14 protein-coding genes are annotated in these 12124 nt (G+C 56.7%); 5 read left to right on the top strand and 9 right to left on the bottom strand.

The features are described from left to right. Positions 1-40: 40 nt before the first annotated feature. Together ACUTQ5_RS17975 and ACUTQ5_RS17970 are read left to right on the top strand one after the other, a co-directional pair. The gene (locus ACUTQ5_RS17975) at positions 41-781 is read left to right on the top strand and encodes an SDR family oxidoreductase (protein ID WP_445652341.1); all 741 of its coding nucleotides are present in this window, start codon (positions 41-43) and stop codon (positions 779-781) included. Between the two features lie 72 nt (positions 782-853). Next, entirely contained in the window at positions 854-1066 is a 213-nt protein-coding gene (locus tag ACUTQ5_RS17970) for a DUF1289 domain-containing protein (protein ID WP_445652340.1), read from the top strand. Between the two features lie 77 nt (positions 1067-1143). On the opposite strand, the gene nrdF is transcribed toward ACUTQ5_RS17970, so the two are convergent. The 5 genes from nrdF to ACUTQ5_RS17945 all read right to left on the bottom strand — a co-directional run bounded on the left by nrdF (position 1144) and on the right by ACUTQ5_RS17945 (position 5612). Continuing rightward, positions 1144-2115: a class 1b ribonucleoside-diphosphate reductase subunit beta gene (gene nrdF, locus ACUTQ5_RS17965; protein ID WP_445652339.1), complete on the bottom strand. Its 972-nt coding sequence runs from the start codon at positions 2113-2115 to the stop codon at positions 1144-1146. A gap of 8 nt (positions 2116-2123) precedes the next feature. Next, positions 2124-4268: a class 1b ribonucleoside-diphosphate reductase subunit alpha gene (gene nrdE, locus ACUTQ5_RS17960; RefSeq protein WP_445652338.1), complete on the bottom strand. Its 2145-nt coding sequence runs from the start codon at positions 4266-4268 to the stop codon at positions 2124-2126. Beyond that, complete coding sequence (gene nrdI, locus ACUTQ5_RS17955) at positions 4250-4654, bottom strand: class Ib ribonucleoside-diphosphate reductase assembly flavoprotein NrdI (protein WP_017893761.1); 405 nt, start codon at positions 4652-4654, stop codon at positions 4250-4252. Before nrdI ends, nrdE begins: the two co-directional genes overlap by 19 nt. Continuing rightward, entirely contained in the window at positions 4651-4899 is a 249-nt protein-coding gene (gene nrdH / locus ACUTQ5_RS17950) for a glutaredoxin-like protein NrdH (protein WP_445652337.1), read from the bottom strand. Before nrdH ends, nrdI begins: the two co-directional genes overlap by 4 nt. Before the next feature lie 281 nt (positions 4900-5180). Next, on the bottom strand, positions 5181-5612 hold the full coding sequence (locus ACUTQ5_RS17945; RefSeq protein ID WP_261159232.1) for a carboxymuconolactone decarboxylase family protein: 432 nt from the start codon (positions 5610-5612) through the stop codon (positions 5181-5183). A gap of 96 nt (positions 5613-5708) precedes the next feature. Here ACUTQ5_RS17945 and pdxR point away from each other — a divergent pair, with 96 nt between their 5' ends. Further along, entirely contained in the window at positions 5709-7142 is a 1434-nt protein-coding gene (gene pdxR, locus ACUTQ5_RS17940) for a MocR-like pyridoxine biosynthesis transcription factor PdxR (RefSeq protein ID WP_445652336.1), read from the top strand. A gap of 63 nt (positions 7143-7205) precedes the next feature. Here the strand turns inward: pdxR and ACUTQ5_RS17935 are convergent, their stop codons facing one another. After that, positions 7206-7514, bottom strand: a complete 309-nt coding sequence (locus tag ACUTQ5_RS17935) for a DUF883 family protein (protein ID WP_037422211.1) — start codon at positions 7512-7514, stop codon at positions 7206-7208. A 218-nt stretch (positions 7515-7732) separates the two neighbouring features. On the opposite strand from ACUTQ5_RS17935, the gene asr reads away from it, so the two are divergent. After that, positions 7733-8152, top strand: a complete 420-nt coding sequence (gene asr, locus ACUTQ5_RS17930) for an acid resistance repetitive basic protein Asr (protein ID WP_445652335.1) — start codon at positions 7733-7735, stop codon at positions 8150-8152. 183 nt (positions 8153-8335) lie between these two features. Here asr and ACUTQ5_RS17925 read toward each other — a convergent pair whose 3' ends face one another. Together ACUTQ5_RS17925 and ACUTQ5_RS17920 are read right to left on the bottom strand one after the other, a co-directional pair. Next, entirely contained in the window at positions 8336-8716 is a 381-nt protein-coding gene (locus ACUTQ5_RS17925) for a DUF4440 domain-containing protein (protein ID WP_445652334.1), read from the bottom strand. After that, entirely contained in the window at positions 8716-10095 is a 1380-nt protein-coding gene (locus ACUTQ5_RS17920) for an MFS transporter (RefSeq protein ID WP_445652333.1), read from the bottom strand. The genes ACUTQ5_RS17925 and ACUTQ5_RS17920 overlap by 1 nt, the downstream gene beginning before the upstream one ends. A 106-nt stretch (positions 10096-10201) precedes the next feature. Between ACUTQ5_RS17920 and ACUTQ5_RS17915 the strand changes: the two genes are divergently transcribed. After that, positions 10202-11098, top strand: a complete 897-nt coding sequence (locus ACUTQ5_RS17915; protein WP_445652332.1) for a LysR family transcriptional regulator — start codon at positions 10202-10204, stop codon at positions 11096-11098. On the opposite strand, the gene ACUTQ5_RS17910 is transcribed toward ACUTQ5_RS17915, so the two are convergent. Next, a complete protein-coding gene (locus ACUTQ5_RS17910; protein WP_445652331.1) occupies positions 11058-12098 on the bottom strand; it encodes an alpha/beta hydrolase family protein in 1041 nt (346 codons plus the stop codon). The two genes, ACUTQ5_RS17915 and ACUTQ5_RS17910, sit on opposite strands and share 41 nt — an antisense overlap. Positions 12099-12124: the final 26 nt, after the last annotated feature.

The following is a 12124-nucleotide window of genomic DNA, read 5'->3' as shown; positions in this document are numbered from 1 at the left end:
CGGCAAGCCTGCCGGCGCAGTGCCGACGAGGAGAGAGCAGATGAACACCACTACCCAACAGGTTGCCATCGTAACTGGCGCATCACGCGGCATCGGTGCCGCCATCGCCGAACGGCTGGCCACCGACGGCAAGACCGTGATCGTCAATTATTCAGGTAACCAGACCCTGGCCGATCAACTGGTGCGCAAAATTGAGCAAAATGGCGGTCGTGCGCTAAGCGCCAAAGCGGACGTCAGCGATGCCGCAGCGGTGGCAAAAATGTTTGATCATGTCGAACAGGCCTTCGGCGGCGTGGATATTTTGGTCAACAACGCCGGGGTAATTGCACTGGCCCCGCTGGCGGAAATGAGCGATGCCGATGCCAATCGGCTAATCGACATCAACCTGAAGGGTACCTTCAATACCCTGCGTGAAGCGGCGAAGCGTCTGCGCGACAATGGCCGCATCATCAACTTTTCTTCCAGCGTGGTCGGGCTGTTGCAACCGAGCTACGGCATGTACGCCGCCAGTAAGGCCGCCGTCGAGACGCTGACCAGCGTGCTGGCGAAAGAGCTTCGTGGGCGTAATATTACCGTCAATGCCATCGCACCGGGACCCACCGCCACCGGATTATTTCTGGACGGTAAAACGCCGGAGCTGATCGAACGTCTGGCGAAAATGGCACCGTTGGAGCGCCTGGGTCAGCCGCAGGATATCGCCGCGGCGGTGTCATTCCTGGTCGGTGCCGACGGTGCCTGGATCAACGGCCAAACCCTGCGTGCTAACGGTGGTATTATCTGATGCTTACGGCCAGTTTTTCCGCTACGGGATCGGGTATCCTGTGGCGGGAAATCCATCGTGAGGAAGTGTTTAATGGTAGGCCGTAGTAGAAGAAGGAAGGCGGGCAGCCAGATTGGCGATGGCGTCCGTTCACCCTGCAATAACGTTTGCCAGATCGACAGCGAAAAGGCGTGGTGCCGTGGCTGTTGGCGCACGCTGGATGAAATCGCCACCTGGTCGAGCGCCGATGACGATGAAAAACGGGCCATCTGGCAACGCATCCGGCAGCGTACCGGGAATATCTAAACGATAGGGGCGCTGCATGCTGCGCCCGTCCACTGGTTATCGTTATAAGGCGAAGTTATTCGCCCCTGCTATTAACCTCAGAAATCCCAGTCATCATCCTCGGTATTGACCGCTTTGCCAATCACGTAAGACGAGCCGGATCCGGAGAAGAAATCGTGATTCTCATCGGCGTTTGGCGACAGCGCAGACAGAATCGCCGGATTGACCTCCGCCATCGACGGCGGGAACAGCGCTTCGTAACCCAGATTCATCAGCGCCTTGTTGGCGTTATAGTGCAGGAAGGTTTTCACGTCCTCAGTCCAGCCTACACCGTCGTACAGCTCTTCGGTGTAACGCACCTCGTTATCGTATAAATCCTGCATCAGATCGAAGGCGAAATTTTTCACCTGTTGGCGGCGCGCCGCGTCGACCTTCTCCAACCCCTTCTGGAATTTATAGCCAATGTAATAGCCGTGTACTGCCTCGTCGCGGATGATCAGACGAATCAGATCGGCGGTGTTGGTCAGTTTGGCGCGGCTCGACCAGTACATCGGCAGATAAAAGCCCGAATAAAACAGGAAGGACTCGAGGAACACGCTGGCGACCTTTTTCATCAGTGGATCGTCGCTGCGGTAGTGGGCCAAAATGATGCTGGCCTTTTTCTGCAGCGCACGGTTTTCCTCGCTCCAGCGATAGGCGTCGTCGACGTCCGGCGTTTGGCACAGCGTGGAGAAAATCGAGCTGTAGGAGCGGGCGTGTACCGCCTCCATAAAGCATATGTTGGAGTACACCGCCTCTTCGTGTGGCGTAATGGCATCGGCGATCAGCGCGGGTGCCCCGACGGTATTCTGAATGGTATCCAGCAGCGTCAGGCCGGTGAACACCCGGATGGTCAGTTGCTGTTCCTTCGGCGTCAGCGTGGCCCACGAGGGAATATCGTTCGACAGCGGCACTTTTTCCGGCAGCCAGAAATTGGAGGTCAGACGGTTCCACACCTCCAGATCCTTGTCGTCTTCGATGATGTTCCAGTTGACTGCGCGCACCAACTGCGCCGGTTTAGTGGTATTCATAGATTGCCTCACAGTGCACAGGACACGCAGCCCTGCACCTCGGTGCCTTCCAACGCCATCTGGCGCAGGCGGATGTAATAAATGGTTTTGATGCCTTTACGCCAGGCGTAAATCTGCGCGCGGTTGATGTCGCGGGTGCTGGCGGTATCGCGGAAGAACAACGTCAGCGATAGTCCCTGATCGACGTGCTGAGTGGCGGCGGCATAGGTATCGATAATTTTTTCCGGCCCGATGTCGTAGGCATCCTGGTAGTACTCCAGATTGTCGTTGGTCATATAGGGTGCCGGATAATAGACGCGGCCAATCTTGCCCTCTTTGCGGATCTCGATGCGTGACACGATCGGATGGATGCTGGAGGTCGAATTATTGATGTAAGAAATGGAACCGGTCGGTGGCACCGCCTGCAGGTTCTGGTTGTACAAGCCGTGCATCATGACTGACTGGCGCAGCGCCAACCACGCTTCACGGCCAGGGATGGCAATATTGGCGTCGGCGAACAGGGCGCGAACCCGTTCGGTCTGCGGCAACCAATCCCGTTCGGTGTATTTGCTGAAATACTCACCGGAGGCGTAGGTGGAATCCTCAAAGCCGGCGAAGGCGCTACCGCGTTCGATTGCCAACTGGTTAGAGGTGCGAATGGCGTGGTAAGCGACGGTATAGAAATAGATATTGGTGAAGTCGATACCTTCTTCAGAGCCATAGAAAATGCGTTCGCGTGCCAGATAGCCATGCAGATTCATCTGGCCCAGACCGATGGCGTGCGAGCTGCGATTGCCTTCGGCGATCGACGGCACCGAACGAATGTCACTCATGTCCGCCACGGCGGTCAGCGCGCGGATTGCGGTGTCGACGGCTTTGCCGAAGTCCGGCGCATCCATGGTTTTGGCGATATTCATAGAGCCGAGGTTACAGGAGATATCCTTGCCCAACTGGTCATAGCTCAGGTCATCGTGGTAAGTGCTGGCGCGGTTAACCTGCAAAATCTCGGAGCACAGGTTGCTCATGTTGATGCGCCCGGCGATCGGGTTCTCACGATTGACGGTATCTTCAAACATCATGTACGGATAACCGGATTCGAACTGGATCTCCGCCAGCACCTGGAAGAATTCACGCGCATTGATGCGTGATTTGCGGATGCGCTTGTCATCCACCATTTCGCGGTACTTCTCGCTGACACTGATTTCTGAGAAAGGCACGCCATACACCTGCTCGACGTCATACGGCGAGAACAGGTACATCTCTTCATTATTTTTCGCCAGTTCGAAGGTGACATCCGGGATCACCACGCCGAGCGACAGCGTTTTGATGCGGATTTTCTCGTCGGCATTTTCACGTTTGGTGTCGAGGAAACGCAGGATATCCGGGTGGTGGGCGTTGAGATAGACCGCCCCGGCGCCCTGACGCGCGCCCAGCTGATTAGCGTAAGAGAAGGCGTCTTCCAGCATTTTCATGATTGGGATCACGCCGGAAGACTGGTTCTCAATGCGTTTGATCGGCGCTCCGACTTCACGGATGTTGGTCAGCAAAAATGCCACGCCGCCGCCGCGTTTCGACAGCTGCAGCGCGGAGTTCACCGCACGGCCGATCGACTCCATATTGTCTTCGATGCGTAACAGAAAACAGGAAACCAGTTCGCCGCGCTGCTGCTTACCGCAGTTGAGGAAGGTTGGCGTCGCCGGCTGGAAGCGGCCGGAGATCATCTCCTCCACTAAATCTTGTGCCAGCGCGGTATCGCCTGCGGCAAGCCGCATGGCGACCATGCACACCCGGTCTTCGTAGCGTTCCAGATAGCGCTTACCGTCAAAGGTTTTCAGCGTGTAACTGGTGTAGTACTTAAAGGCCCCCAGAAAGGTCTCGAAGCGGAATTTTTTCGCGTAGGCCTGTTGGAACAGCTGCTTGATAAAGGTGAAGTCATATTGCGCCAGCACGCTTTGCTCGTAATAGCCTTCTTCCACCAGATAACGCAGCTTTTCTTCCAGGTTATGGAAGAACACGGTGTTCTGATTGACGTGCTGCAGGAAGTAATGCCGCGCCGCCAGCCGATCCTTGTCAAACTGGATGCGACCTTCGGCATCATAAAGATTGAGCATCGCGTTGAGCGAATGATAATCCAGCGCGCTGGTGGCGGGCCTGGTCAGTTCTGTCGTTGCCAAAATGCGGTTACTCCCTGTCGAACGTTTGCAACGTCTTGTGTGGTGCCGAGCAGTTCAAAGCGGTAAAGAAAAGGCACCTGACATTTTTTGGCGATGATATCGCCGGCTATGCCGTACGCTGCACCGAAATTGGTATTTCCGGCGGCGATAACGCCGCGCAGAAAGGCGCGATTCTGTGGATCGTTGAGAAAGCGGATCACCTGGATCGGCACGGCTCCCACGGCGCTGCCGCCGCCATAGCTGGGCACGATCAAAATATAGGGTGTTTCCATCAACAGTTTGCTGCGGGCGCCGGCGATCGGTATGCGCATCGCCGGCAAGCCCAGTTTTTCAACGAACCTGTGGGTGTTCTCCGAGCTGCTGGAGAAATAGACCAGTGGGTTCATGGTAGGCCACAAGGCACCAGGGCGTGAGCCAGTGCGCCAATTTTGTCCGGGCGGAAACCGGACCAGTGATCGTCACCGGCGATAATTACCGGAACCTGCTGATAGCCAAGGGATTTGACATGGCTCAGCGCCTGCTGATCTTGGGTGAGGTCGATCACCTGATAACCAATCCCTTGTTTATCGAATGCGCGATAGGTGGCGTTGCACTGGACACAGTCTGGTTTACTGTAAATAATAATGCTCATGATTCGCATTTACCTTTTAGGCTGAAGGAAAGGCGGACAGGTCAGATAACGGAGCATTGAACGGCGTTTCTGACGGCGTTACCAACCGCTACATGTTCCCTGCGGTTGATGGGTTGAATACTATATGTGGATATTTAATTTATCAACCACGCTATATATGGTGTTTTGGCAGGATTCACGTCGAAGCCGCATCAGGGCTGGAAAAGCAGAGGGAAAAATTTTTTTTGGTGGTTGTTGGCGGGAAACCCCTCTCGGGCGAGAGGGGGGAAAGTGCGGTTTCGTCATTGACGCATGCTGATGGCCAGGCGGTTAAAGGCGTTCATGATGCTGATGGCGAAGGTTAAATCGGCAATTTCCGCTTCGCTAAAGTACGTCTGCAGCGCTTCAAACGCGCTGTCCGGTGCGCCAGTTGCGGCGATCAGGGTCACGGAGTCTGCCCACTCAAGCGCCGCGCGCTCGCGGTCGCTGAACGCATGACTCACGCGCCAGCCCGCAAGTTGGTCCAGCTTGGCGTTGTCAACGCCACTTTCTCTCAGTGCTTTACCATGCATATCCAGGCAGTAGGCACAGCCGTTAATCTGCGATACGCGCATAAACATCAGCTCAATTGTCGCCTTGTCCAGCGCGCCTTTCTCCAGTGCCATCAGGGCGGTCACCATGCCTTTGTAAGGGGCGGGAGAGAGTTCGGAATATTTCAAACGTTGCTTAATCATGGTCAACCTCAGTTAGCGAACAGCAGAATAATGAGGCTACTTTAATGGCGATATGGACTATGCTATAGAGCCATAAAATGATTATTTAACCAGGCCATGATGCGTCAGTTTCTCTCCTCTTTGCGGCTGGATGCTCAGCTCGCAGATCCTTTGTACCGGCAGATTTATCTGCGAATTAAAGACGCCATTGCGCAAGGAAGCCTGCTGGCGGGCAGTCGGCTGCCTTCGGTGCGTGGGCTGGCGAGCGATCTGGGCGTGGCGCGGGCCACGGTGGAAAGCGCTTACGGCCAACTTATCGCCGAAGGTTTTCTGCAAAGCCGGGGGCAGGCGGGCACCTATGTTTCGCCGCAGTTGCAGAACCTGCCGGTGCGTGCGGCGCTGGCGGTGGAGCCTTTGCCAACGGTGATGGCAAATCCGCTGCATCCGAACGGCACCACCCAGCCGTTTCAACTGGGGCTACCGGCGTTGGATGCCTTTCCTCGCGCATTGTGGCAGCGGATTGTCGGCCGCCAGTTACGCACCAGCCCACTGGCTGCTCTAGCCCATCCTTCAACTCAGGGATTGCCTGAACTGCGTGCGGCGATCGTCAATTATTTGCAGCTTTCACGCGGTATCAGCTGCCGACCGGAACAGGTATTTATCTGCGCCGGCTATCAGGCGCTGCTGGATTTGGTGATCGGTACCTTGCTCAAGCCGGACGATCAGGTCTGGCTTGAGGATCCGGGCTATCCGGTGACGCTGCCGTTGTTTCAAGCCGCCGGCATGCGGCCGGTGGCGGTACCGGTCGATAAACAGGGCATGAATATTGCCACCGGCATGGCCAGGGCACCTCAGGCTCGTATGGCGGTGCTGACGCCGACCCATCAAAGTCCGTTGGGGGTCTCGCTTAGCCTGGCGCGGCGCATGGCATTGCTGGAATGGGCGCAACAGCAGACGGCATGGGTGATTGAAGATGACTACGACAGTGAGGTTCGTTACCACGGCAGGCCGTTGCCACCGCTGAAAAGTCTCGATCGTCAGGGGCGGGTGCTTTACGCCGGAACCTTCAGCAAAACGCTGTTCCCGGCATTGCGCATGGCGTATTTAGTGGTACCTGCAGGGCTGGTGGAAGCCTTTGGGCGCAGCAGTCGGCTGCGCGGCTGCGGTTGCCCGCCGTTGTTACAGGCCAGCGTGGCGGACTTTATAGAACAGGGGCATTTCTATCGCCATTTGAAACGGATGCGGCCAATCTACCGCCAGCGCAGAGCCTGGCTGGCGCAAGCGCTGGAACAACAGTTGAGCGACTATTTGACGGTGGCGTCGCAGGACGGCGGCATTCAACTATTGGCTCGTTTTAAACAGGATGGAGAGGATCGGCGCTTGGCGCAGGACGCCTGGCAGTGCGGGTTGTCGGTGCAGGCTCTATCGGACTGGCGAATCACAGAACCTGCAGGGATTGGTTTGCTGATGGGGTTTGCCAACTTTACTCAGCAGGCCGAGACGGAACGTGCGGTGGCCAGATTGGCTGAGTTGTTCAAAGGCAGAAATTAAACGGCCCACGGTTTCCCGTGGGCCAGACGCACATCTGTTTTATCTTTATGACTGCAAGGGGTGTTAACGCCGGGCCAGCAGTACGCCAAGGACGATGCCGACAGCGGCCCCGATCCCAACGCCCTGCCAAGGTTTGTCACGCACGTAGCTGTCGGCTTGTTCGACGGCATCGCGGGCATGCTGTGTCAAATTGCTGGAGCCATTGAAGCGCGCACGGGCATCGCGTAAAACGCCTTTTGCCTTGCTGTGCAGCTCTTTCAGTTCCTCCTTGGTCTTGTCACCGGATTCGCGTAGCACCTCATCCAGCGTATCCGCCAGCAGGGTGACGTCTTGATCGATGTCGCGTTCTACTTTTTCTGATCTCTTAAACATTCGATTCTCCGTTTCGACACACGTCTTTTAAGTGTAGACCATTATTTTAAATGTGTTGGCGATCACGAAAAAAACGGCCTGTCCGATGGTCATACTGTCGCTGTACATTTGGTTACTCGGCGAAACCAATCACTCACGGAAGCGGCTCATCGATTCCTCTAGTATCTGCTTCAACGGCCCAACGGGGCTTACTGAAAAAACACTCTGAGGAATTAAAGATGAAAAAAGTATTAGCCCTGATCGTTGCTGCTACTATGGGTCTGTCTTCTGTTGCCTTCGCTGCCGATGCAGTAGTCCCAGCGGCTGCAGCTCCAGCTGCAACCACTACCGCTGCACCAGCCGCTGCTGCTGAGAAGGCTCCTGCTAAAGCCACTCATCATAAGAAGACGCACCACAAAGCAACCAAGAAAGCCCCAGCTCAGAAAGCTCAGGCTGCTAAAAAACACCACAAAAAAGCCGCCGTGCAGAAAGCTCAGGCCGCTAAAAAGCACCACAAAGCGACCACTAAAGCCCCAGCCCAGAAAGCCCAGGCAGCTAAAACTCACCACAAAGTAAGCAAAAAAGCCCCAGTACAGAAAGCTCAGGCCGCTAAAAAACACCACAAAGCGACCAAAAAAGCAGCGCCAGCCGCTAAATAAGTAAAGTCTTCGGGTAGCGCAGCATCCAGACGCTATATAAACACCCGGTTTTGCCGGGTGTTTTCTTTTGAGGGCAAGCTCATGATGATCAATCGTTATTTATTCGAAGTGATTTTCAGCGCCGTTACCCTGTGTGGGCTGATAGTCGCCTGGGAGCTGTTCCTGGCCGACGGTTTTCTCTGATTACTGCGCCAGCGTGGTTTCATGCAGGTGCCGCCAACTCAGCCCGGTTTGGGTCTGCTCGAACACCACGGTGGAGCTGCGTAGCGTTGCCGCCTGCCCAGGCAACATTTGCTTTTCACGGTAGCTGACCACCGCACCGGTCGGCCATTCGGCCACCAACGTCATCTCTTCTATAGTGATTTCCAGTCCCGGTTTAGCGGCACGATGAGCGTGGAAAAAAGCGCTCAGCGCGGCGAAACCCAGTCGACTGCCGTTTAACGCGATCATGCTGAACGCCGGGTCAAAACGTGCCAATAAGGCCTGTTCTTCCCCAGTACCTTTATCCAGCCAGTTTTCAATGGCGACATGAGCGTCGATCACTTCGGTAAAATATCGGTTCATCAATTTTCCTGTTGAGTATTGAGACGGCGCACGATGGCGCGGTTAGCGATGCGCAGACACAGCAGCAGTGGTACTAGCGTGCTGGCGGCGGCCAGGTAAAAACAGCTTTGGTAAGCGACGGCGGGTGAAAAATGTTCAAGCAACAGATTCAGCAGCAGGCTGAGCAGGGCAACCCCCAGGCAAAAGCTGAGCTGTCGATTGATATTCCACAGTGCGCTGGCATCCGCCAGTTGCTCATCGGCAATCTGCAGGAAAGCGCTGCTTTGCGCGGTGCTACTGCACAGGCTGCCGCCAAAACCCATCAGGGCGAAGGCCGCCAACTGCAATCCATGATCTCCGGCGTGGCTAATTTGCGACAGCGCCAGAATGCCCAGCCCCTGCAGCAGACAACCGGCGGTAAACAGCGGTCGTGGGCCAAAGCGGTTAAATTTCTTGCCGGTCAGCGTAATGGCCAGGAACGAGGCCAGCGACCAGGGGATCATCAGGCTGCCGACCTGCGCGGCGTGCATGCCCAATTGATTTTGCAGATACAGCATGGCGACCAGGCTGACGCCGATAAACAGGCCGGGGATGCATTGATAAATCATCATTGAAGTGCGCAGCAACGGATCCTGCATCAGCCGTAAATTCAGCAGCGGTTGGGCAATGCGCAGGCTGCGTCGCAGGTAATAGGTCAGCATCAATGCCCCGCCAGCCAACAACATCAGGCCCTGAAGCAGGCCATCGGCTTCACCCAGCCAGGTCAGCCCCAGCAGGATTAGCGTCAGTGCCGCGCAGGCGCTGAGCAGCCCATTAAGATCGAGCGGTCTGCGCTGCGTATCCGCTGCCTGCGGGTGTAACCACAGCGCGGCCAGCAGCAACGCCAGCGCCGCCAGCGGCAGGTTGGCGAAAAACACCCAACGCCAGTCAAGACTGTCGACAATCACCCCGCCCAGAGCCGGTGACAGCGCCGGTGCCAGCAGGCCGACCAGCATAATGGCGGCGGAAAGTCCGGCGCGTTCGTGGCTGCGATACAGCTGATAGGTCAGCGTTTGGCCGATAGGGATCAGCAAGCCGCCCCCCATACCTTGCAGCACCCGCCAACCAATCAACTCGCCAATGGAGCCGGCGTAGCCCGCCGCGGTCGTCGCCAGCATAAACAGTGTCAGCGACAACAGGAATACCCGTCGTCCGCCGATACGCTGTGCCAGCCAGGCGCTGAGTGGGATCACCAGCGTCAGGCCGAGAATATAACCGTTACTGAGCCAGGCCAGTTCACCGACCGAAGCCTGTAGGGCATGGCCGATCGACGGGTAAGCGACATTGGCGATAAACATGTTGATCAGATCGACAAAAAATCCGAGCAGATAGACGATTGCGACTTTGATGCGATAGGGCATGAGGCCTCCGGTTGAAGGCCCGCAGTGTAGCGGGTGGGAAACTGGGGATAAATCGGCTGCGAACGATTACACTGTCAAAATAATTTTGACAATAATAGGCAACACTATGCTTAACCTGCAGCGTTTGGCGATCTTTGTGGCGGTGGTGGATGTGGGGAGCTTCACCGCCGCAGCGGTGGCATTGGGGCAAACCAAGGCGGTGGTCAGTTTCAATGTCAAACAGTTGGAAAGCGAATTGGGCGTTTCGTTGCTGGTGCGCAGTACCCGGCGGCTGGCGTTGACCGATGCCGGTGAACGCTTTTATCAACGCTGCCTGCGGCTGCTGCAAGACGCGGAGAATGTGCTGGATGACGTGCGTCGCGATCACCACGGCCTGAGCGGGGTATTGCGTATCACCACCACGCCGGAATACGGCGCACAGGTGGTGGTACCGGCGCTGGCTGCATTTTCCCAGTTGCATCCGCGCTTGCGCATTCAGCACGTTTCTTCTTCTTATCATGCTGATTTGATTTCGGAGCGCTTCGACGTGGCGATCCGGCTGGGACAACTGGCGGATTCCAGTCATCACGCCGCGCGGCTAGACAGCTTTGCCATCCTGCCGGTCGCCTCACCGGCGTATCTGGCCCGCCATCCTGTTGGCTCGCTGGCGCAACTGGCACAGGCGCAGTGGATCGCCCACAGTCGATTGAGTTCCCCCTTGAACTGGCAGGTGATTACCCCGGAACGGCAGGCGGTGCTGTTCAAGGTTGAAGACACCGCCACACTGATGGGGGACAGCGCCGCCGCCCTGCTGGCTTTTGCCCTGCACGGTGCCGGGGTAGCATTGCTACCCGAATGGCTGGTGCGGCCCGCCATTGCCGAAGGCAAGCTGTGCCCGCTGCTGGCAGACCATCAATTTCCGGCGCAAAGCATTTATGCGCTTTACCCAAACACGCGTCACGTGCCGGAAAAGGTGCGGGCGTTTATTGATTTCCTGCGGGCGAGGGTAGCCACGGGCGAATAAACGTCATTATGGCCTCCACTGTCTTCTGGTGTACCCATTCACGCTGCGTGTTGGAGGAAGCGCATAACACCGCTGCGTCTTCCTCCTCTGCGGCCAGAATTTGACTGCCATTCGGCTGACACAGCGGAAGAAAATCGAAATGGTTACCTTTCGAGAGCCGCAGTGCATCAATCGGTTGCTGTCCTGCGTCTTTGGCCAGTGCGGCACCGCCAAGGCCGGGGAGCTGGCTGTCTGGTTCGAAACGTTGAGGTTCGATAACCAATAAAGGGGCGCTGAGCCGACGCAGGCTGGCAGGCAGCAGGTAAGGCACCATGCCGGGATCGAGGGCGACGGCAAAACGGATGCGCGGGTCGGTATAATCCGTATCAAATTGCCGGGCGGAGAGTGCGCCCAAATCAACCTTGGCCCCGGTATAAAACTGGCAGTTGGGTGACTGCGGGGCCTGTCGGCAGCCGCTGATGAAATCGGCCAGCCGGACTCGCCCGCCGATGGCGGCAATGGCACTGTAACCGCCCTTGGAGTGGCCGATAACACCAATCATCTGGCGATTAATGACTTTATCCCACTGGGGGGCGGCGGTGATGGCGCTGATCAAGGCGGAAATATCTTCGGTCTGTAACCACAATTCGGCGGAGAGCGCCGGGACAGAGTTGCCGGTGGTGCTGCCGGGGTGGTTGGCTGCTACGACAATTATTCCCTGTTGAGCTAACGCCGCCGCCAGCCAGGCCTGACTGGCATTATTGCCGCCGCTGCCGTGGCTGATAACGATCAGCGGAAAACGTCCACTGGCCACAACGGCATCCGGTTGGCTGTTGATACCGGTAAAGACTGGATTCGCCCCGATGATCCGTTGTTGATGGGTCTCGGTGGTGGGGTAGTAAATTTGGCTGTTCAACGAACGTGAACCGGCCTGAAAGACTTCATCGCGGGTGGCGACCTGATAAGGGGTCGCGCCGGCAACGCCGCACAGCAGTATCCACAACAATAACGCTCTGTTCATTTTCACTCCTCAAAATGTTGACCTGG

The sequence above is a fragment of the Serratia sp. NA_112.1 genome (genome assembly GCF_052691715.1).
Note: the sequence above shows the minus strand (reverse complement) of the source record. Positions and strands in the feature narration are given on the sequence as shown.

Excerpts from the sequence above, each read along its gene's own strand:
- ACUTQ5_RS17925 (WP_445652334.1), bottom strand. The coding sequence starts at position 8,716 with ATGAACCGATATTTTACCGAAGTGATCGACGCTCATGTCGCCATTGAA.
- ACUTQ5_RS17975 (WP_445652341.1), top strand. The coding sequence starts at position 41 with ATGAACACCACTACCCAACAGGTTGCCATCGTAACTGGCGCATCACGC.
- ACUTQ5_RS17915 (WP_445652332.1), top strand. The coding sequence starts at position 10,202 with ATGCTTAACCTGCAGCGTTTGGCGATCTTTGTGGCGGTGGTGGATGTG.
- pdxR (WP_445652336.1), top strand. The coding sequence starts at position 5,709 with ATGATGCGTCAGTTTCTCTCCTCTTTGCGGCTGGATGCTCAGCTCGCA.
- ACUTQ5_RS17910 (WP_445652331.1), bottom strand. The coding sequence starts at position 12,098 with ATGAACAGAGCGTTATTGTTGTGGATACTGCTGTGCGGCGTTGCCGGC.
- nrdH (WP_445652337.1), bottom strand. The coding sequence starts at position 4,899 with ATGAGCATTATTATTTACAGTAAACCAGACTGTGTCCAGTGCAACGCC.
- ACUTQ5_RS17920 (WP_445652333.1), bottom strand. The coding sequence starts at position 10,095 with ATGCCCTATCGCATCAAAGTCGCAATCGTCTATCTGCTCGGATTTTTT.
- nrdI (WP_017893761.1), bottom strand. The coding sequence starts at position 4,654 with ATGAACCCACTGGTCTATTTCTCCAGCAGCTCGGAGAACACCCACAGG.
- nrdF (WP_445652339.1), bottom strand. The coding sequence starts at position 2,115 with ATGAATACCACTAAACCGGCGCAGTTGGTGCGCGCAGTCAACTGGAAC.
- ACUTQ5_RS17970 (WP_445652340.1), top strand. The coding sequence starts at position 854 with ATGGTAGGCCGTAGTAGAAGAAGGAAGGCGGGCAGCCAGATTGGCGAT.
- ACUTQ5_RS17945 (WP_261159232.1), bottom strand. The coding sequence starts at position 5,612 with ATGATTAAGCAACGTTTGAAATATTCCGAACTCTCTCCCGCCCCTTAC.
- ACUTQ5_RS17935 (WP_037422211.1), bottom strand. The coding sequence starts at position 7,514 with ATGTTTAAGAGATCAGAAAAAGTAGAACGCGACATCGATCAAGACGTC.
- asr (WP_445652335.1), top strand. The coding sequence starts at position 7,733 with ATGAAAAAAGTATTAGCCCTGATCGTTGCTGCTACTATGGGTCTGTCT.